This is a genomic window from Planktothrix mougeotii LEGE 06226 (genome assembly GCF_015207485.1).
In the GTDB taxonomy this organism is placed as follows: Bacteria; Cyanobacteriota; Cyanobacteriia; order Cyanobacteriales; family Microcoleaceae; genus Planktothrix.
In genome coordinates this window covers 17,749-38,994 of record NZ_JADEWU010000042.1, presented here as the reverse complement: position 1 = coordinate 38,994, position 21,246 = coordinate 17,749, and the positions used below count along the sequence as shown (strand labels likewise).

22 protein-coding genes are annotated in these 21,246 nt (G+C 41.8%); 17 read left to right on the top strand and 5 right to left on the bottom strand.

From position 1 onward, the window contains the following. Positions 1-34 precede the first annotated feature (34 nt). From IQ236_RS17065 to IQ236_RS17030, 7 genes are all read left to right on the top strand, one after another. Positions 35-496, top strand: coding sequence for a hypothetical protein (locus IQ236_RS17065; RefSeq protein ID WP_193870408.1), 462 nt, complete (start codon positions 35-37; stop codon positions 494-496). Positions 497-506: 10 nt separating this feature from the next. After that, entirely contained in the window at positions 507-830 is a 324-nt protein-coding gene (locus IQ236_RS17060) for a hypothetical protein (RefSeq protein ID WP_193870407.1), read from the top strand. A gap of 64 nt (positions 831-894) precedes the next feature. After that, positions 895-1,380, top strand: a complete 486-nt coding sequence (locus IQ236_RS17055) for a RuvC family protein (protein ID WP_193870406.1) — start codon at positions 895-897, stop codon at positions 1,378-1,380. 434 nt (positions 1,381-1,814) lie between these two features. Then, positions 1,815-1,979 (top strand): ribbon-helix-helix protein, CopG family, encoded by a 165-nt coding sequence (locus IQ236_RS28365; protein ID WP_193870404.1) that lies wholly within the window; start codon positions 1,815-1,817, stop codon positions 1,977-1,979. A 114-nt stretch (positions 1,980-2,093) separates the two neighbouring features. After that, positions 2,094-2,378 (top strand): hypothetical protein, encoded by a 285-nt coding sequence (locus IQ236_RS17040; protein ID WP_193870403.1) that lies wholly within the window; start codon positions 2,094-2,096, stop codon positions 2,376-2,378. Next, positions 2,378-6,058 (top strand): hypothetical protein, encoded by a 3,681-nt coding sequence (locus IQ236_RS17035; protein WP_193870402.1) that lies wholly within the window; start codon positions 2,378-2,380, stop codon positions 6,056-6,058. The genes IQ236_RS17040 and IQ236_RS17035 overlap by 1 nt, the downstream gene beginning before the upstream one ends. 26 nt (positions 6,059-6,084) lie before the next feature. Beyond that, positions 6,085-7,941, top strand: a complete 1,857-nt coding sequence (locus IQ236_RS17030; RefSeq protein ID WP_193870401.1) for a DEAD/DEAH box helicase family protein — start codon at positions 6,085-6,087, stop codon at positions 7,939-7,941. Between the two features lie 201 nt (positions 7,942-8,142). Here the strand turns inward: IQ236_RS17030 and IQ236_RS17025 are convergent, their stop codons facing one another. From IQ236_RS17025 to IQ236_RS17015, 3 genes are all read right to left on the bottom strand, one after another. Then, positions 8,143-8,556 carry a hypothetical protein gene (locus IQ236_RS17025; RefSeq protein WP_193870400.1) on the bottom strand — a complete coding sequence of 138 codons (414 nt, stop codon included), beginning with the start codon at positions 8,554-8,556 and terminating at the stop codon, positions 8,143-8,145. 182 nt (positions 8,557-8,738) lie between these two features. Beyond that, a complete protein-coding gene (locus IQ236_RS17020; RefSeq protein ID WP_193870399.1) occupies positions 8,739-9,443 on the bottom strand; it encodes a hypothetical protein in 705 nt (234 codons plus the stop codon). A gap of 32 nt (positions 9,444-9,475) precedes the next feature. Next, positions 9,476-9,790 (bottom strand): hypothetical protein, encoded by a 315-nt coding sequence (locus tag IQ236_RS17015; protein ID WP_193870398.1) that lies wholly within the window; start codon positions 9,788-9,790, stop codon positions 9,476-9,478. Positions 9,791-9,995: 205 nt separating this feature from the next. Between IQ236_RS17015 and IQ236_RS17010 the strand changes: the two genes are divergently transcribed. The 10 genes from IQ236_RS17010 (at position 9,996) to IQ236_RS16965 (ending at position 17,184) form a co-directional block, all read left to right on the top strand. Then, positions 9,996-10,865, top strand: a complete 870-nt coding sequence (locus IQ236_RS17010; RefSeq protein WP_193870397.1) for an amidoligase family protein — start codon at positions 9,996-9,998, stop codon at positions 10,863-10,865. A 463-nt stretch (positions 10,866-11,328) separates the two neighbouring features. Beyond that, positions 11,329-11,940, top strand: a complete 612-nt coding sequence (locus IQ236_RS17005) for a hypothetical protein (protein ID WP_193870396.1) — start codon at positions 11,329-11,331, stop codon at positions 11,938-11,940. Positions 11,941-12,188: 248 nt separating this feature from the next. Then, entirely contained in the window at positions 12,189-12,563 is a 375-nt protein-coding gene (locus IQ236_RS17000) for a hypothetical protein (protein WP_193870395.1), read from the top strand. A 69-nt stretch (positions 12,564-12,632) separates the two neighbouring features. Next, the gene (locus IQ236_RS16995; RefSeq protein ID WP_193870394.1) at positions 12,633-13,106 is read left to right on the top strand and encodes a hypothetical protein; all 474 of its coding nucleotides are present in this window, start codon (positions 12,633-12,635) and stop codon (positions 13,104-13,106) included. A gap of 49 nt (positions 13,107-13,155) precedes the next feature. Next, positions 13,156-13,362 carry a hypothetical protein gene (locus IQ236_RS16990; RefSeq protein WP_193870393.1) on the top strand — a complete coding sequence of 69 codons (207 nt, stop codon included), beginning with the start codon at positions 13,156-13,158 and terminating at the stop codon, positions 13,360-13,362. A gap of 5 nt (positions 13,363-13,367) precedes the next feature. After that, positions 13,368-13,832 (top strand): hypothetical protein, encoded by a 465-nt coding sequence (locus IQ236_RS16985; protein WP_193870392.1) that lies wholly within the window; start codon positions 13,368-13,370, stop codon positions 13,830-13,832. 128 nt (positions 13,833-13,960) lie between these two features. Next, a complete protein-coding gene (locus IQ236_RS16980; protein WP_193870391.1) occupies positions 13,961-14,725 on the top strand; it encodes a BRO-N domain-containing protein in 765 nt (254 codons plus the stop codon). Between the two features lie 162 nt (positions 14,726-14,887). Next, a complete protein-coding gene (locus tag IQ236_RS16975) occupies positions 14,888-15,181 on the top strand; it encodes a hypothetical protein (RefSeq protein ID WP_193870390.1) in 294 nt (97 codons plus the stop codon). An 85-nt stretch (positions 15,182-15,266) separates the two neighbouring features. Next, positions 15,267-16,448: a GIY-YIG nuclease family protein gene (locus tag IQ236_RS16970; protein ID WP_193870389.1), complete on the top strand. Its 1,182-nt coding sequence runs from the start codon at positions 15,267-15,269 to the stop codon at positions 16,446-16,448. A 67-nt stretch (positions 16,449-16,515) separates the two neighbouring features. Beyond that, positions 16,516-17,184 (top strand): tyrosine-type recombinase/integrase, encoded by a 669-nt coding sequence (locus IQ236_RS16965; protein ID WP_193870388.1) that lies wholly within the window; start codon positions 16,516-16,518, stop codon positions 17,182-17,184. A gap of 151 nt (positions 17,185-17,335) precedes the next feature. Here IQ236_RS16965 and IQ236_RS16960 read toward each other — a convergent pair whose 3' ends face one another. Both IQ236_RS16960 and IQ236_RS16955 read right to left on the bottom strand, forming a co-directional pair. Next, positions 17,336-18,064: a M48 family metallopeptidase gene (locus IQ236_RS16960; RefSeq protein ID WP_193870387.1), complete on the bottom strand. Its 729-nt coding sequence runs from the start codon at positions 18,062-18,064 to the stop codon at positions 17,336-17,338. Beyond that, the gene (locus IQ236_RS16955; RefSeq protein ID WP_193870386.1) at positions 18,051-21,197 is read right to left on the bottom strand and encodes a type I restriction endonuclease subunit R; all 3,147 of its coding nucleotides are present in this window, start codon (positions 21,195-21,197) and stop codon (positions 18,051-18,053) included. Before IQ236_RS16955 ends, IQ236_RS16960 begins: the two co-directional genes overlap by 14 nt. Positions 21,198-21,246 lie beyond the last annotated feature (49 nt).

Genomic DNA, 21,246 nt, shown 5'->3' with positions numbered 1-21,246 from the left:
ACCCGTGACAACAAACTTTAGGAGATTAATTAACATGAATCAGATAGACTATGGGAACCCTAACGGGTTATCGCGTCAAGATTTGATAATACTTAAATTGTCGGTTATTGGCTGCGGTGGCTTGCTCCTAATTGGATTGTTAGTGTTTGCGATCGCTAGTTTTAAAACTGTTGTCAAGGCTGACCCAAAGGAACAAATTAAACCCGGAGACGGTAGACGGGAATTAACAACACCTACTAGACCATCAGAAGCACCCGCAATCATTACCAAAAAACCACAGAAGCCTATTATTGTAGAGGAAGGGTCAGAAGCTTGGTTTTGTCTTCAGAATAACGGCGGTGATGGTTGCCTCAGCCGTGATAGGTTTGCTCCTAATTACAAGATAGTTTCACCCCCCAAACCTCAGAAAACTTATGAAGATTATCTTGTTCAATACGGGGTGAGAAACGGGGGGGACTGTGGAAGATATTTGAACGGTAAACCCAACTGTATTTAGAGGAAAAGCAATGGCATACTTACCCTTTTTAAGAGAGCGTTCACCGCAGCATAAAGCATTTAGCCCGTTTCAATTTACTAGCAACAAATTAGGAATTCCTAATCCTAAGTTTAAGGTGGGAGATAGAGTTAAATATAGATACATCTGTGATGATCGCCTGGACACTGAAAATTATCTGAAGCTTCAAATTAATTACGGGCTCATTATCTGGATGGCCCCCAATCCCAAGGATCAACGCTGGGAAATTTACGTCCTGTGGGATGATGAGAGCCCAAAATATTTCGATTTCCATTCTCCCCACTGGAGTGATGGGGATGATTTAGAGTTCGCCTAAGCTGGGAAATTTTCACAGCCACCCTTTACCAATATCCGCAAACTCCGCAAACTCCACAAACTCTATGACTACCTATCAAAATTTCATTGGAATCGACCCCGGACTATCGGGAGCGATCGCTAGTATCTCACCCGCCGGAATTCACTTTATTGATTGTCCGACCATAAAGCAGAATGGCAAGACCAAGCCAAACCCAACTTTAATGGCTTCTGAACTTAAACAACTGGTAACACTTAATTCCATCATTATTATAGAGAATGTCCATGCCATGCCCGGTCAAGGTGTTTCCTCAATGTTCAGCTTCGGGATGGGTTATGGGGTATGGCTTGGCATCGTTGCAGCGTTAAATATTCCCGTCGAATTCGTCACCCCCCAATGCTGGAAAAAATACTATGGATTGTCTACGGATAAGGAATCATCGAGGGTGAAGGCTTTGCAATTATTCCCAAATGAAGCCAATAATCTCAAGTTAAAAAAGCATCACGGGAGGGCTGAGGCTTTGCTGTTGGCTGAATATTTGAGGAGAAAGCTATCAGCAAAAGTAGCGTAATCGAGATCAGCTTAGTCTAATGTCGTCTAATACCGTCTAATATTGTCTAATGTCGTCTAAAAGAATGATACTCGTAGTATCACTGGCTATTAGTTAATGCCGGATATAAAATGTTTGGTCGAGATACATTTTGCATTGCTAGAGATTGAATGAAGGTGAAAGCAATTGCTAATCCCAAATCAGATGCTAATTTGTGTACATTTTGTGTATGTTGAATAATTCGCCAATTGTCTAAGCTTTTGGCGGTCGCCATCCCAGACAACTAGCATCTGATTATAAAGCAAAATTTTTCGCTCATGGAACGCGCATCAAACGAATATTTTCTGCTCATTTTCCGAGCTTTAAAGATCACTCGCCACAAAAATAATGTAATACTACCTAAATTGATAAAGCTTGGTTTATAATTTGAGTAGCACATTTTAATTGGTGTAAAAATGAAGCACCCAGCAGGCAAAGAATTAAATCACGTTGTAAACATTTCAGTAAAAATTTCCCCTGACCTCGATCAGCTTCTCAAAGCTCGTCAATCCGAAACCAGGAAATCAAAATCCCAAATTATTAGGGATTTGCTGCACACCCTCGAAAATGAAGCCGCGTAACTATTAGAATAGTTACACGGCTCTCTCAAATGATTGTTTTTTGTAAAAAACCTAACCTGCGACTCTTGAACAGTCGGCAGATTGGGGGTATCGCGTAGGTAATACGCAAATTAAATGATAAATATATTATTGCCTATACTGGCATCCTTTGGGCAAAAAAAATCAATTAATTTTCGATTCATAACCCGCTTAGGGGGGGATGAGAATGATCCTTGTGCCAAGAATTTAGCTCCCTTTAGCAATTTATCCGATATTCCGACCTGTCTACCAGATACTAGCAGACTAGATCATGGTTCTTTCATAATTCACATTCTAGCACAATCCCCTAAATCTACACGGGGAATGTGGGGAATGGCGATCGCCACACTCACCCAAGCTTCAGAAGGGGGTGAGGGCTAATGGATTACCAAGATTTAAGTCGAGGGTTTGGGTCAAAGTCGAGCGGTAAAGGATTTTATTCGAGCAAGCGTAATCCTTGCCCTATCTGTCAAAAGGATCACGGTTGCCTTATCTCACATTCGGGTCGAGTCGTTACCTGTATTCGGGCTGACTCCCAATGGACTATTAATGGCTGGGAATACAAGAAACAGGCGCGCGGTGGGATGGGGTCTGTTTGGGGGATTGATTCAGGGAACCAAAATAAAACAGAATACCGTCCCCAAATCGAGAAAACCACAAAACCCAGCAACCTCAAACCCCTAACCGATGAGCAACTGGACACAGAAGCCCGGAAAATTCAGAAGCAACTAGGATTAAATACCCGTCATCGTAAAGCTTTGAGGGGTAGAGGTTTATCGGATTCTCAAATTGATAGTATCGGTTCTGTATCGGTTGACCGTTACCAGGAATTCAATTCAATTCCGATTAATCCCAGTTTTCCGGGTATGGGAGACAGAGGAACCCTAACTAATGGTGATAGTGGATTTATTGTTTTTACTCGCAACATTAAAGGGCAAATCACGGGGGGACAAGTTGCCACCGACCATCGGGGTGAACTCGATAAAAAGGGTAAAGAAATTCCTAAATACCCTTGGTTAACTGGGTGTTCAGAGCGCCGTGTTTCTAAAGAACGTCCTTTACAGTTTTTAAAACTAAATAACTCAAGAATCCTCGACATTATCGAGGGAACCCTTAAGCCATTGATTGCAGCGCATTTACACAATATTAATGTGTTGGGTTCTGGTGGTACAGCTTGGCATGGTTCCCCCAATGAATTTAAGGAGATTATTGATAGTGGATTGTTCGACACTTACATCCTGAATCCTGATACCGGATGCAAGTTTAACCATCATGTAATGTACGCTTATCGGGAGTCGTTCTTATTCCTTAAAAAGCACGGTATCACTCTCTGTGTCAGGGATTGGGGTCAAGAGGATAAGCCGAAATCAGATAAGATTGACGTTGACGAAATTGACACTATCACCTTTAATAATGCCCGGATTATTCCTTTTGAGGAGTGGGATAATTCCGATGAATTAAAGGCGTTTTTAGCTCAACAAAGCAGTCGCAAAAATAACGATCTAATCTCTAAGGATGAATGGGATAGACGATTCAAACAGCCACAGTTAGAAAAAGATTTAGTCAACGTTGTTAAACGCTTTTATGGTCGGTTCAACCGGAAAACTAAACCCGTTAACCCTACAACAAAACCAGTAGAAACTGTTCAACAAACAACGGTTAACAGTAGCGCGATTGTTCTCTGGAAACCTCAACCCCTAACCACGCTATCCTATATCCCTGGACAATTGCCAATGGTGGAGGAATGGCAACAGATGGGATGCCCTAAAATCTTTTTTAATGAAGGGCAACGGCGGAAATTATTTGCAGAAGCCAGAGAACGGGGTTTTAAATTTTCACTGGACACAACCCCTGCGGGTTATGGGAAGTCTCACGAATCTGGATTAATTAACCTTCAAACCTTTGGAATTGACCCCAATGACAAAGACAACAAAACCCGGATTTTTTACCTATCTCCTGACCACAGAAACCCAACTACCGAAACAGTAGAAATTAATTATGTTGACCACGAAGCTCGACATCCGGGTTTAAATTATGACTACAGCCGGACTACAGCAATGGGTAATCCTCACGTTGTAAGAGCCAAACCTAATCAAACCCCTGATATACCTTCTAACTGTCCAGAAACTAATACTTTCTTAACGGTTGCAGACTTGGGATTAAGTGTTTATGGGGGGAAAGATTCACCGATTTGTCAATCATGCCCACTGCTTTTTAACGGCTGCACGTTCCTAGAAAACAGACGGCACACCTTAACCAATGAAAGGTTAATCCGGGCTGACATTAACTCAATATCTCCTGCATCCGATGACATCTTAACTCTTGATGATTTAAGCCTGGTTAATACCCATCAAATTAGTGTCAAAATCGATGATATTTTAAAGATAGTTGGCAAGCTGAAACTTCGAGATGATGAACGTATTTTCAAAGTATTACACCCGGTCTTAGTCGCTGTCTACAAGGCGTTACAGACCATCACAACCGAGAAACATAAGTACGGAATTAATCATCGGGACGTGATGAAGTTAATGCCAACAATTGACGAATTAAATCAATTAATTTGGGAGCTATATGCAGATGATTGGTTGAAAGCGGATAATGTTTGGGGTACTCCTATCTGGCATTATGAAATGATTAATGGGGAGCCTACAGCCACTAAAGTGATCGGTGAGGATTTTATCGCGCCTTCATTAATTGATCTAAGAAATGAGTGCTATAAAATCTTTGAAAATTACGCAAAATTTATCAACGGATTACAAACACCGGAAGAAAAACAGCAAGCAATTAAAGATAATGTAATCCCATCTTGGCTACCTGCTTTAATTGATTGCTTACTGGGAAATGAACGGATTAATTTATCGATTGATAACGGCAAGCTTACTATCACCAAGCTATCCAAACGTCATCGAAACATCGTTAAAAATGCAGGGTTTTCTATTTTCTTAGATGCGACTCAATCTAAGCAAGATTTAGCTTTGAGTTTGGGGGTTAGTCCTGATGAAATCCTAGAGGTTTCAGAGGTCAAACGTCCAACACCTAACCTAACTATTCACATCATCGATGGCTTAAGAGCGAGTAAGCAACGCCGGGAAACAATGCAGGATCGGATTGGTTTTGCTCAGAGAGCGATCGCAAAACGTCATCAAGGGCAAAACATTGGACTGATTGACCATAAATCTGCAATATCTGAATACGATGCCCAAACCGTGAAACTGGGTTACTGGTACAGGGATACTCGCGGATCTAACCGATTCCTTAGCACTCAAGTATTAACAAGTATTGGTTCCCCTATCCCTAACCTTGGTCAAGTCGCAGGGGAGTACCAAACCCTAACCGGGTATTCTCCCACACCCGATAAACTGACTGGACATTACGGGGCTTGGGTAAAACGCAAAATTCAATCCGAATTAATTCAGTGCGTTGGACGGTTGAGAGCGCATCAAAGACCATCAGAAGAATTGCACTGCTATCTAGTCGCGGATCTGGATGAAAGCACCATAAGCGCCATCCGACTCGCCTACCCGACTGCTACCGTCATCACTGAGGATGTTTATGATATTGCACCCGGCGCGGCTTCCAAGGGAACCCAAACCGAACGGGGGATTATTCAAGCCCTATGGGAGTCTATGAAGTCAGGGAAAACATTAACTATTGAACAGGTTGCTGAGGCAATTGGTAAAGCGAAATCAACGGTTACATTTACCCTAAAAGAGCGATTGGGTATAGGTTTCAGGGATTTGAAAAAAAGTTTAGTTTTGTTATTAGAGGCTATATATAGCAAAACTAAACTTTCAGAACTCGATGATGAGAGTCGCTGGATTGCTGAGGAGTACCTACCCAACATCGTTTCTGACCTCGAAACTGGACAAATTACGCCCGTCGATGTCGTCTCAGAAATCATAACGACGGCTAAAGCCTTTGGGGAAAGGCAATTCAGGCGAATATTAGCCACGACTCCGATCCCGATACTCTGCAAGTTATTGGGCGCGGTGCTCCGGTTCATCCCTCCAAAATTGCTATCGGAACTGCTACCGATTTCACCACAAATAGAAACAGCTTAATTACTAACAATATCTAGGACAGAAAAATGAATCAATTAACATTGTTTGACCTCCTCACCGGGGGACAATCCCAGGATTCCTTTACCAAAAATCTATTAAATCCCCCCAAACCTTTTGAATTAAGGGATTATCAAAAAGCACTCAAAAGCCTTATATATCAGTTAATACGGCAAGGTAAAAAACGAATTTTAGTCTATGCTCCAACGGGTGCGGGTAAGACGGCAATCTTATCATCAATATTGAGTGATGCCCTAAGCAGAAACAAGCGGTGTATGTTGATAGTTCACCGTGATTTTTTGGTAGAACAATCACGGACTGCAATGATAAAAGCTGGGATTAATCCTGATGATATCGGAATCATTAAAGCCGGGTATCGGGAGGAGCGCGATCGCATGATTCAAATTGCCGGACTCCAAAGCCTTCAGAATCGAGCAACCCCAAATGATTTAGATCTGATAATTTTGGATGAGTGCCACAGTACAGCGTTCTACAAGCACTATGAGCTAATTAAAAGCCACACCCTCAACGCGGTTCACTTAGGCTTCAGTGCAAGCCCTTGGCGGTTGAAATCGACTGATGAATACTTTGGACTTCATTTTGACGCAATAGCAGAAGGGCCGGGAATTGGGGAACTGATAGATCGGGGGTATCTGGCTAGACCTCGTTACTTTGGTTATGGGGGGTTAGTGGACATTTGCAAATTAGACACCAACAAATCAGGGGAATTCAAGGAACAGCAAATGCAAGCCGCGTTTATGGCTTCAGAGGTTCCTCAGAAGGTTGTAGAACAAATTTTAGAGTTAGGGGAGGGACGGACTGGGATTATATTTAACGCTGGGGTTGAACAGTCCCAACTTCAGACACAACTGTTGAACGCGGCGGGTATTCCCACAGTGCACCTTGACGCGAGTACACCATTTAAAGATAGACAAATGTATTTTGATAAATTAGCATCCGGTGAAATACGGGTTATTAGTTCTATCGGATGCCTAACAGAAGGCTTTGACGTTCCATCAATTAGTTTTATTGTCCTAGCCCGTGCTACTAAATCCAGAGCGTTGTATGTTCAGATGGCAGGACGTGGCTTAAGAACTTCACCCAATAAAACAGACTGCTTAATCCTTGATTTTGGGGGGAATGTTAAACGGTTGGGAATGCTCAATAAAAAATTCTTAATCACCCTAGAACCGACTCCAAAACCAGAAGACGATTCAATGCTTAAGGAATGTGATAATTGTCATTCAATGGTTAGTATTTTCGCTAAAATTTGCCCTGAGTGTGGGTTTGAATTTCCAGGGGGAAGCAAGCCAGAAGATGATACAGAAGCCTTTGAACAACAGTTTGGGGAGTTGTTTGATGAGACGACTTTAAAGCAAGTTAAGTACGCCCGGAGTCAACGTAAAACCCGATTCTCTAAAAGTCAACCGCCTGACAAACTTTGGGAAACTTTTAGTGATAAGCATAACAGCGATGGTAAAACATTTTTATGTAATGATTGGCTATTCGGTGCTGTGTTTGGGGGTAAAGATAACGACTATAACAGACAGCTATTCCTTGAGTATTTAGAGCCTTTTGCACCCCTGAATGAACGGACTAAAGCCCAATGGATTAAACACCATTTAGAGCTTGAATTTGGCAAGCCTGGGAAGCAATATCGCACCGGAAAAAACAAAACTACTGAGGCAAAAATAGGACGGAATACTAAGCTTGATTGGTGGGAGATTCTGCAATGTTCGCCGGATTCAACTTTGGAGGAAATCAAGGATAATTACCGAGAATTGGCTAAGAAATATCACCCGGATTCAAGCGGGTTTGACTCCACTATCGAGATGCAAATTCTTAATCTAGCCTTTGATAAAGCAAAATCGGTTAAGGGGGATTAGAGCAAACACTCTAATTTACTCTAATCTACTCTAAGTTTGGGGGGTCTGACCCCTCACCCTAGGCTGAAAAAATAATGGGCGTATATGGGCGTATATGGGAGTAGTCCAAAATAGACTATATGAGACTAGATGAGACTAGATGAGAGTAGATTGGAACTAAACGGAACTAAACGGAACTAAACGGAACTAAACGGAACCGATTTAGCGATCGCTCCCTTCCTCTAATCCTTCAAAATATTCAATCAAAATATGGACTTGATAGAGGTGATTCATAATGTCTATATAAGCTGTAATGCCTTGTATAGACGCTTTGGATTGAATATGCGCGCCGGATTTTAAAGCTATTGAGCAAGCCTTTAATGGATCATTCATCGTTGAAGTTCTAGCCAAAACTTGATTAGAGATATTGAGCGCTCTCATAGCGTTTGCGTAAACTTGTTCCATCAAAATCTCTAAATGTTGACGCTGTTTCTTCAGTTTTTCCCGATATTCCTCACGCTCCTGCTTATCCTTTAAGCCCATTGCTTCAGCACGATCATTGATTAATTTCTGCCGTTCCTGTTGCCAAGCTGGGTGTTTTTTCCAATATCTAATTACCCTCTCTGATACCCCCAATTGCCTACCTAATTCGTGATTATTTGTTTCGGGGGATTCTAAAAGGATTTTGATTGCTTCTCGAATTAGATCAACTCTAAGCTTCTTAATGTCGTTTAACGTCGTAAGTTTATAATTTTAATTTAACACAGCAAAAAGCCCCAATTGCCGGGGCTTGATGGAGTTTTGAAGGTGACTTAATCCTAGCCTACCGTAAACCAAAGGGTTCCTTTTTTGTCCTTGTGGTCGAGTTTGTGACCGTATTTTTGTTCGTTCTCAAGCCGTTTTTCCTCACAGGTTTTTTTGGGGTTATACCAATCTCGGACATTTTGATCAGTGATTGGTTTCTCAGGATTACAGTTTTTATTAATCCATTCTGCAAGTTGTTTCGGGTTTAAGAGTTTCGGCTGTACTTCAGTCTGTAACACTTCTGTAGTGTCGTTTTCCGGTTCCTCCGGTGTGGCTTCCCTCGGTTCAAATACAGTAGTTTCTGTAATTGGTTCCGCTTCCTCTAGGTGTTCCGGTTCCGGTTGACTGGTGCCGCTTAGTTCCTCCGGTGGTGGAGTAACGGTGGCTTGTTCCTCCGGTGTGGGGAATAGCTGCAATTCCTCACTGAGAAAAATCTCATTCTTAGCGGCTTCTGCTAGACGATTATCGAGTTCGGTTTGAAGGGTAGCGATCGCTCTATCCTTCTCCATTAATTCAAATTTAAGATTATTGATCGCCGTTTCTCCCCCTAGCAGTTCCCCTCGCGCCCGGTCGAGTTCCGACTCAAGCCTTTTGTTAATAGCGTTTACGCTACCCAGTTCTGATGCTAGTTCGCTGAGATGTTTATCCTTCCGGGCTTCTAATCGCTGTAACTCATCCTTAGCCGCATTCCTTAAAGCTTGCTCCTGTTTTAGTTCCAACCTCACCGCGTCCAGTTCATCGGTGAGGGCTGCTACTTTCCCGCGAGAGCTTCCTCTAATCTAATAAAGCGTTCCTCAAATTGGGACGATATTTGAGCCGTGATTGCTTCTAAGTCGATGCAGTTGTCTGACTTGTTCTGATTCTGTTTTACAATCTCATCCCTATCTAGTCTTACTTCCCCATTGGTTAATGCCGCTAGTCCTTCGACTAGGATATCTCTGATGGTTTTGGATTGGTCGTACCCTAGTTTCCCCTGTTGGGATGGATATTTTTCTACTCCGTAAGCTTCAATAGCTGTAAGCAGTTCATCTGGACATCTGAAGTTGAGCAGTTTGTTGGTAGCCATTGTTTTACTCCGTTGTTTTACATTTGTCTTACCTTACCATCATCTTACACGATGTCAGACAGTTTGTAAGACATATAAGTAAGACTCATTAGGATATGTAAAACAACATAAGTAAGACTAATTGTAAGACGGTTGACAGCTAGTAAAACAATCCGTTAGTATGTAAGACATAAAGGTAAGACAAGGAACCAACGGAGTAAAACAAATGAACTACAGAACGCTACAGACCGAACTCAAACGCTACAGAAGCTTAGGCTACACCACTATCAAACTGAATCAGAAGAAAGTCATCTTACAAGCTGAGTATGACCGGATTATGGGTATCAGAGCCGAACAGGAACGGCAACGGGTCTTACAAAGCGGTGAGCTAACCTTTGGGGTTGAAATCGAGATTCTAAACACTGTTGACCGGAGCGCGATCGCAACGGCGTTACAAGCGGAAGGCATCAATGCTGCGGTTGAGGGTTACAACCATATCACCCGCAATCATTGGAAAATTATCACTGATTCTAGCTGCGGTTATGAGGTTGTAAGCCCTATCCTGTCAGGGGAGCAAGGGTTAAGCGAACTCAGAAAGGTTTGTGAAGTGTTAACCCGTCTAGGATGCCAAGTCAATCGGAACTGTGGCTTGCACGTCCACATCGGGGCTGATGCCTTGGGTGTTGACCGGGTAAAATCCACAATCAAACGCTGGCTAGGGAATGAATCACAAAACCTTGATAGCATTCAACCCCGTTCACGACGCGGAACCTCAAACATCTACTGTCAACCCCTAGCCTCGACCATGAGAACCGACTTAATAGATGAGTGTCAGACAATCAATGAATTGGTAAGACTACAAACAACACGGTATAGCAAACTCAATCTACAATCCTACCGGACACACCGGACAATCGAATTCAGACATCACGCAGGATCAACCAACGCTACAAAAATTACGAACTGGGTTAAGTTTCTGTTAGACTTCTGTACTAACGCAACACCGGAAACCGCTACAGCAACAGACTTTGATTCACTTTTTGCTAACAACAATATCGCCCAATTCTACAGACAACGGCGGCTACAACTGGCTTAATAATCAAAGGGGGGTTATCTTCCCCCCAACAAACCTAATAGAGAGGACACAAGCAATGGCAACCTACAGACTGTTTGACGACTCGCTAACCGTCACCGGAACCCCGGAACAAATCACCCAAGCCCTATGGGACAACTGCCGAGCGCATACCCCTATCAATAGCCTTCAGGAGTTCATGGCATGGCAGAAGGAAACCGAACGGCAATACTCAGGTAAAACCCTCGATATCACAAGCTTTGAGACGTTTGTTAACTCCCTGGTAGATGTTGGGTTTCTAGTTCCGTTAGGCGCTTAGTAAGATTGATAAGTCAATTTGTCTTACATGATGTCTTACCTATAAGTAAGATTGATTGTAAGACGGGTTGACAAAGTAAAACAGAATCAGATATGATGTAAGACATCGGGGTAAGACGCAACAAAAACCCTGAGAACGCCACACAGTAAACAGCTTAGGAGTAAGACAATGCTTTTCACTCAACACATTAACAGTTTGACCACTTCAGTTAGCAACATTCAAAACCAGATTGACGAATTAGAAGTCCAACTCAAGGAACTGCGGAACAATAAAGCCAATTTAGAAGCCGAACTCCAGACAGTCCTGACGTTAGAGGGAGCCGCCGAAAGTGCCTTGAGTCAGTCCCAAAGTTTCATTAACGCCGCCGAATCGTTGGGACGCTATGACCTGATCGAAACCTTCTGGACTGCCTTGGACAGCTTACAGAACGGAGCGATCGCTATCCTCCCAGAAACACCGGAAACCGTTAACCAAACTGAATCAGAACCCACTAACCCAACTGAACCGGAACCCAACGCGATAACGGTAGAAGCCACTGAACCCGATAATCAATCTGACAATCAATCTGATACCCAATCTGAAAGCCAATCTGATATCGAACCCCGTCCCCTTGCATCCGTTGGATCATCAGGCTTTAATCCGTCAACGGCTGACTTAGACACCCTGAAACGATGGGTGAGAAGTTACCAAGACGACAATAAAACCCGTCAGCAAGGCAGTTTAACCCGACGCAGCACTTGGGAACACGCGGCTAAGTCCATCCCCCTGAATAACGGCTAGGAACACCACAGGGGGACTATTCCCCCTAAGTGTAAGACTGATAAGTTAAATGTCTTACTTGCTGTCTGACATATAAGTAAGACTAAAGTAAAAACTTGTAAAACAGGTTGACAGAGTAAGACAGATTAGTTATGATGTAAGACATAGAGGTAAGACAAATGCCTCTACAAAAACCAAGAGATAAGCGGTCTGTCTGGACAACTTACCCGCTTATCTCCCTACAAACCCTAATAAAAGGATCTAAAACAATGGTAGCTCAAATCAATCAAGTCGCGATTACAACTGAAATCGTCAAATCTTACACCTCTGACTTTGACGGTACGACATACGACACGATCCAGATGACCTATCCTGACGGTACAACTGAAACCCGCACCGGATGGGTAGAGGAAAACTTAGACGGTGAAACAACTTTCTACTTACGAGCTTCTAAAGGAACCGTTTTAAATTCCGCCTGGAAATCCACACAGAATAATAAATGGTTAATTGCTTATAAACACCTTTGGATGCAGCGTTATCAAGCCGAATGTAAAGCCTTTCAACAGTCAATGGACACGCTTGCTCACCCGGAATTCTACACACCGGAAGAATACGCTCAAGCTAAGGCTGACTTAGGCTTCTAAACACAATCTAGGGGGTGAAATTCCCCCTTCTAACGCTTCACAAAACATCAATTAAACAGGACTAAAACAATGGGTAAACTATTAAATGCAGTCGTTAAATACCCCGCAGGAAAAATACTCGACACCAAGTATGGGGAGAAGGTAAACGCTGTTTTCGATTGCGGTGGAGAAGAGATTAAAATTTGGGCTGATGCTAACACCCAGAAAGCGGAATTACTCAAAAGCTTAACCAAAGGCGAACAGCGATTAATCCTTGACGATAACGGAAAATACAAGCTTTTAGAAGATGAACAAACCGCAAAAACTAACGGCAATGGTAACAGCAATGGCAACGGAAAAGCTAACAGCAATTATGAGCCAATGAGTGATGATAAAAAACGAGCAATCGCTACTTATATCAAAGACATGACCGGGCTTTATGGCTTCTGTTTGGAACAAGCTAAAGCTTTAGATTTAGAAAAGGATTTAGAATTGCCACCGGAAGCTATTAAGGACGTGGCTACAACGCTTTTCATCACGTCCCAACGTCACTTTAATCTGTAATCAATTGGGGGGGAATGTTCCCCCTTCTAACCCTTCACAAATCAACATTATGAAAAACGAAATCAAACCGATTAACTCTCAGAAATTGAGGGATAAGGAAGCCTTTAAGTGTGATTTGGATTATCTCTATGGACAAATTGAGGAACTACTGCGGAATGACTGCTTAGAGGCATATCCAGAGCTATCCTTTGCACTTCAGGACGTTAATGAACTGATTGAAAAACTCGACATTGATATTGATTACTACCAATACTAAAAGCAATGAACAGATTCGAGCAAAACTGCCTTGAGAGTGAGGAACTAGCAGAGGACTTTATCATCAACAATATCGAGTTAATTGATGTTGGAGAACCTGAATTCTGCAAGTTTGAACGTGCTATTAAATTCGATGGTACAACCCCTATTGAATGGATTGAAGTTTACGGGTTTAAGTTGGGGAATTGGGGTTTAGTTCCTTCAGAAAACGACTGGCAACTTTACCACATCCGAGAAGGGAAGTTTATGACACTGCTACCCTTTACCCTTGCCAACGGATTGAAAGGATTGAAGATTCTAGTCGCTTTATTTGGTGAGGAATTCACAACACCCCCAATGGGAACTAAACCTTATGCAAAAGCTTATCGACGGGCTTATAAGTTTGAGAAGTATTGCGCTGCGGAACTGATAGACCGCTCCTATCTTTTTGATGATGACGATGATGATAGCAATGATTATGAAGACGATTAATTAATTAGAATTATAGCAATTAATCCACACATTTCTTGATATTAATTGCTATAATTATTACAATAGAAAAATCCCTCGCAGTGCTGAAACACTCAGGGAATGTAAACACTCGATTAGTGAGGTTCACCATGAATAATACTTTAACAAGTTTCAATTTCAAGTCTACAGAAATTCGGATCACTTTTGAAGATAATCAACTCTGGTGGGTAGCTGCCGATGTCTGTGATGCCCTTGAAATTATTAGTCCATCCCACGCTTTAACCCGACTGGACGAAGATGAAAAGGGTATCTTTTCAATTACCACCCTTGGCGGTGAGCAGAAAATGTGTTGTGTCAACGAGTCAGGACTGTACTCGTTAATTCTCTCGTCTCGGAAAAAACAAGCCAAGGTGTTCAAGCGATGGGTAACTGGTGAGGTTCTCCCCTCCATCCGTCAAACAGGTAGTTACAATTCAAAACCCGTTGAATTACCATCACCTCAATTAATTAGTGATGCCTTAGTAGCAGTATTCAAACCGACTAATGTTGACCCTAAATTAATATCTGGAATCATTGCCAATAACATTGGGAAAACCTACCCCGCTTTGATTCCAGCGATGGAAGATGCTAAGAAAAATCTAGCCGTTGAGGTGACGGAACAGCTTTTAACTCCTACGGAAATCGGGTTAATTCTCGAACAGAAAACAGGACAAAAACATTCAGCAATTAAAGTCAATAGGATTTTGGCTGAAAAAGGATTACAACAGCCTAACCCTGGAAAGGAACCCGCTTGGTTGCCTATTGGATCAGGGATGGAGTTTAGCAAGTTAATCCTGAGCGCTCAGAAAGGCCCTAAAGACGCAATCAGACAGCAATTGAAATGGTATCCGAGTGTTGTTGACCAATTGGGTTAGTTCTCGTTTCAATCCCATCCTTTGCGGTGGGATTCATTTTTTTAGGGTACACAAAAACTCTGAAACTCAATAAAACCGTACCCTAAATGAACCCAACACCCAAACATTTAGGGTACAACAACACCCCTCAAACCCAGTAAAAACGTACCCTAAACGAGAACTATGGCACGACGTAAGCAGACTGATGAACCCCTAACGATTGAGAGGGTCATCCAGTGGGCTGTTACCCTTTCCCCTGGACAGCGACGGGAATTGATTGATGGACTATTGGCTTTAGATGAACTTTCAGAGGAGAGCGAACGCCACACTCCCAACACCAACGATGGCAACGGCGGGGGGACTGGTAGAGGGAGCATTGAGAAGAAAACGATTAACGGTTGTGGGCCGTATTTGTATCTCAGGTTTTGGAGTGGGGGGAAACACAGGTCAGTTTATCTCGGTAAGGCAAAGGATTGAGCTTAACCTTTAATTGATACACTAGAATCAGGAGCATAACCCCATAATCTTCTGAAATCGGTGTATCAATTAAAGGGTATCCCTAATGTGGCTAAAATACGGCATCGACGCGGACAAAAGCTTAATATCTATTGATGACGTTGAACGAGGGAAAACAGATCTAAAATGCCCATATTGCGATGGAACCTTGACCGCTAAGAAGGGGAAAATCAAAGTTCACCACTTTGCTCATACTCAAGAAACTTGCCGTGAGGTGAATCGAGAGGGAGAAATACCCTATCTTCCTCTATATGACAGCTTTAACATTAACCTTACTCCCAAGGAATTTCAACAACTTAAAGACCTTTGGAATCGCTACGGAATTCAGGATTTAGGAATTTATAAAGATGAAGTACCTAGCATTTTCATCAAAGACAAACTATTAGAATTTAATCGATTTAGAGGCTTATACCAATTCACAAAACTGGGTAAAATTCCGGTTTGTGGTTTATCGTTAAATTTGTTTAACCAAGTTCAGGAGACATTGATACTAGAAAAGCTTCAGCAATTAGAAGGCGATGCGGAAAAAGCTTACCGGAAAAGCTTTCCGAACCTTAATCAATGCTTGAGTGATTTAGAAATCTATCGGGCTGAATTCCGAAAAGTCCTATCAAATCAACTTTATTATTTAGAAATTAATATTAAGAATTCAGAGCGAACAATCTATAAAATAGGAGTAACTCAGAGGGATGTAGAAGCCCGTATAGAGGAAGTTAGACGAGATTTAAACAAGCATTATGAATCATTCAGTGTTAAGGTTTTAGGTACTTGGAAACATCGGGGTAACGTTGAGAAATATTTTAAGTATAAATATGAATCCTTTAACTTTCCCATCGAAAGCTTGACTGAATACTTTGCTTTTAATGAACAGGAAGCTAAGGCTGTATTGAGTGATTTAAGAAGGATGAAACCTAAAGTTTTATCTTCTATTGAAGAGGATATTTTAAATAAAAATCTTAATAAAGTCGAGCGATTAATTGCAGAACAGGAACGGCAAAAGCGACGCTCTGAAGCTATTAAATTAGGAATGGAACGGGCTAAAAAATGGGGTCAGAACGTTGGACGACCCCCTACCCCTGAGAGTGTAGAGGAGTTTTTAAACAAGCCATCATCCCAGAAAATCATTGCAGCACTGGATGAGGGGTTATCACTGCGGAAAACTGCGGAACAAGTCGGGGTATCTGTTAACACAGTCAGGAAGGTAAAAGCACTGATAGAAAAGGATTGATTTTTTAATCCCACTTGCGATCGCAACACCCACGCCCTAACAATTCCCTTAACGGGTGTGGTGATTAGTGAAGGTCAACAGACACGGGAAAGCCAAGATACTCAGCCATGATGAAATCCAGATCCTATTTAACGAGGGCTTGCACAATCTCAGAGATAGGGTGATTTTTGCTGTCTGTTTGTTCACCGCCGTTAGAATCAATGAAGCTGTTACCCTATACACTCAGGACGTTTATGATCGTCGCGGTCATGTCCGACCGGAACTAACTTTTAGGAAGTCCAACACCAAAAGGAAACTCGCTACTCGAACGATTCCGGTACTAGATGAACTGAGAGGATACTTAGAACGATATAAGCCAGAAGCGGGTAAAATTTGGTTGTTTCCCGGTGGTATTTTTCGAGAGGATCAGACCACTCATATTAACCCTGACTCTGCCTCACGGGTTCTCAGAAAGGCATTTGAGCGAGTGAATATTGATGGAGCCAGTAGCCATAGTATGAGACGGACGGCCCTAACCCAGATGAGCAACGCTGGCATCCCACTCAGAACCATTCAGGAGATATCTGGACATCGGAACCTTGAACAATTGCAGAATTATTTAGAAATTCAACCGGAGCAAGTCAAGGGAGCGATCGCCACTTTATCAATGCTTTCCCCTGTCTCCATATCCTCTGACAAAATAAGCTTATTTCCCGACTCACCGCCCCGGAAAAACTTTGATCTTCCACAGGTTTAGGAAAATCAGTCTTTCGGGTAGCCACCGAGATACGTGCAAAATGGGACAGGTTGTAACAAATTATTACAAGCAATCGCTGTAACCCTTACAGAGAGGGGCTTTGAATTGCTACTTTGCACTTGGTAACAGCTTCGCCATACAGCACTTTTAGCTAAATATCCCCCAAGGGTTCCTGATTCAAAATCTCACGATATTGTCGCCACTGGGGTAAATACTGATCCATATAAGCTTGAAAACGTTCGTTATGATGTCTTTCTAACAGGTGAACTAATTCATGGACTAAGACATATTCAAGGCACTCAATGGGTTTCTTGGCTAACTCCAAATTTAACCAGATACGACGCGCTTTAATATTGCAACTTCCCCATTTAGTTTTCATCTTTTTAATACCCCAATCTGCCACTTGTTCGCCGATAATAGATTGCCATTTATTGAGTAAATCTGGTATTTTTAATTTAAGTTGTTCTCGATACCATTCCCTTAAAACTAAGGCTCTATTTTTAGAAGATGTACCCGGATTAACAAATAACTGAATGGTGCTATGATTAATAATAACAACTTCGTGCTGTCCGGGGCGTTCAATGACTTCCATTCGATACCGATGTCCAAAAACATAATGGCTTTCACCCGCCACCATTTCGCGTTTCGTTTGTCGGGGTTGCGCTTGGAATTTGGCTTGGTGTTTTTTAATCCAAGACAGTCGAGAAATGACGGCTAACCGGATATTATCATCGGTTAATTGTAGGGGTGCAGCAACACGAACAGAACCATCTGGGGGATAAACCCCAATATGCAGGTTTTTGATGGACTTTCGCACAATTTGAATCGGAATGTCTCGGATAATTATATTGGTTTGATTGTCCAGTTTATTGATACTCATTTTGGTTTTTCACTAGCTCTAGGATATCGGGGACATTAAGATTGTTTTCACCGATAACTGCGCGAATGGCTCTCTCAATTTCCCGTTCTTTAAAACGATTGCCGATCCAACCTTCTTTTTTAGTAGAGCGTACAGCCGTATCAATAGAGAGGGCTAGAGCTTCATCTTTTCTTAAGTTATCATAGAGCGAACGCTTCCCCGGAGTATCTAAAGAGGGAGGATAATTAGACTCAGCAAACCCTTCGGATTGAATGATTTGTTTTGCCAGTTGTTTGACCTGTTCCAGATACTCTTGATAACTAATGGCTTCCTGTCGGCGTTGCTCAATTAAAGCTTCCAATAATTCTGACATTTCCTCATAATATTTAGGATTAACGGGACTTTCATCCAGGATAATTTTTCTCATGTTATTTTCAATGGTTTCGGCAACGGCTCCCGGATTTTTCTTTAACCCTACTGGCAAATTTTCTATCGCACTTGTCCCGTTATTTACAATTAATTGAATTAAGCCTAAATCTTCAAAGTTTGAGATAATTTCACTGGGTTCGGCGTGGATGTAAGTGTCTAGCAAATGACGCATGGCGGGTTCGTAGAGTTTCATATCTAAATAATCCCCACTGGCGATTTTAACTTCATCTCGCATCTTGCTATAATGCTCAACTTCTGCTTTAATATTGTTAGCTTCAGTGTTAGTATAACCCGCCTCTATCATCTCATTGGCGAGGTTGGCATAGGCGCGAATTAAAGCATTAACAGCTTGATATAAAGCAACTCGTTTCGGTTCGTTATTAGCTAAGGCATTTTTATCGCGGGTATCTGGGGTACAAAAATAATGTAAATAATCTTGGCGATGACGAGGAAGGGGGACGAGTTCACATAAAGCTCTAACCATTTCTAGGGTTTCGTCGAGGCGTTCTTTTCCTTTTTCCAGGCGATTTGTTAACAGTCCTACGATATCGTCTGCATCATAACCTTCTAAGGCGCCACTGGTGTAGTCTGTGATTGCCCCTTTTAGTTTTTTAAACAAGTCTTTATAATCGACAATATAGCCATATTCTTTATCGTCTCCATCCAAACGATTGACGCGACAAATGGCTTGAAATAAACCATGATCTTGCATCTTCTTATCAATATAAAGGTAAGTCGCGGGGGGAGCATCAAACCCGGTTAAGAGTTTATCAACAACGATTAATAAGCGCATTTGTCCGGGTTCGTGAATAAAGCGGTTTTTAACGTCTTTCTCGAACTCTTCTACTCGATACATGGCTTTATCTTCTGAGTCGTTGAAATAGTCCGCCAACATTTTCCGATAAATGGCATATTGGTTTAATTTCTCGGTGAGTCCTTCTCCGGTTTCTTCTCCTTTAATATCAGATGGGGCAGGTTTATAACTGGTAATAATCGCACATTTGTCTTTGAATTCCGTGTGACTAAACAGTTCATAAATTTTGCAAGCTTGATAAATACTGCCACAAACTAACATGGCATTACCCCGTTTATCCATAAGACGGGGTTTGGTTTCCATATCTAATAAAATATCAGCAACAATTTGCTCAAGGCGGGACTTACTGGAAAGGAGTTTTTGCAGCGTTCCCCATTTCTGTTTGAGTTGGGTTTTTGCTAAATCAGATAACCCCCTGGTTTTGGCATCAAACCATTGATCTATTTTCGTCTGGGAGGTCAGTTTTTGGTCAATATCGCGGGCTTCATAGCGCAAATCAAGTACAATTTTATCAGCTACGGCTTGGTTAAATTTATAGGTGTGGATATAATTACCAAAAATTTCAATACTGCGTTGTTTATCTTGTTTGAGTAAAGGTGTACCTGTAAACCCAATAAATACGGCATTGGGTAGGATCTTTTTCATGGCGGTGTTAAGTTTTCCTGACTGGGTACGGTGACATTCATCGACAAAGACAAAAATGTTACATTTGGGGGTAAAATCACTGGGAATTTGCAGAGTTTTGATAAATTCATCAGTGGCTTGATTTTGGGTGGTTTCCTCCCGGTTGCCAAATTTATGAACTAAAGAACAAATTAACCAGGGGTTTGTTTGGTTGAGGGTATTGATTAAATCACTCCCGCTTTTAGTTTTATAAATTTCCTCATCTACTCCTTGAAAAATGCCTTCGATTTGGTCGTCTAGTTCGGTACGATCTGTAATAATTAAAATTCGGGCATCTGTGGTGTTTTCCCGTATCCATTTGGCTAACCAGACCATTGTTAAGCTTTTTCCTGAGCCTTGGGTATGCCAGATGATGCCTCCCTCCCCTCGTTGGATGTGTTTTTGGGCGGCTTTAATTCCGAAGTATTGGTGATGGCGACAGGTTTTTTTAATGCCTTTATCGAAGACAATAAAGTTATGAATAAAATCTATAAATCGGGTTTTATTACACAACCGAATTAAAGCACAATCTAATAAATTATCCCCATTTTCATAGATAGAATTAGACAGGTATTTTTTATCTAAGGAATCTGTTTGGTGATTATAGTCGGGGTTTTCTTCTTTCCATTCTAGGTAATATTTTTCTGAGGTTTCGATAGTTCCATAGCGGAGTCCTTGGGTATCGTTTCCCGCCATAACTAACTGTAGGGTGGTGAAAAAGGGGCGGATAAATTCTTTTTTCTGGTTATCAAGGTTTTGGCGGATACCTTCACTAATGGAAACAATAGAGCGTTTGAGTTCGAGGATACCGAGGGCGATACCATTAATATAAAGAACAATATCGGGGCGTTTATTGAGTTTGCCTTTAACGGTGACTTCTTCTGCTAGGGAAAAGTCGTTATTTTCGGGATGTTCCCAGTCTATTAACCAGATAGTTTGTTTTTGTTCTCCGGCTCCTTCTTTAACTTTAATTCCGTAGCGAAGTAAGCTATAAACGGCTTTATTAGCATCATAAAGGTTTTGGATTTCTCCCAAGGTGGCGGCTTTATCGAGTTTTTCCAAAGCGTTATTAATTAAGGTGTTGTTAATGCCTTGGTTACTTAACCATTGGCTTAATATTTCGGTTTCGATGTTGCGGTTATTTTTTCGATATTCCCAGTTACCCAGATAAGTGTAACCGAGTTGGGTTTGAAAGAGTTTAATCACTCGATTTTGAGTTATAGTTTCCCTTTGTCCGACGTTGCTCATGGTATTTTATCCTAAAAATAAGTTGATTTTTTCCTTTTGAGTAATTAAT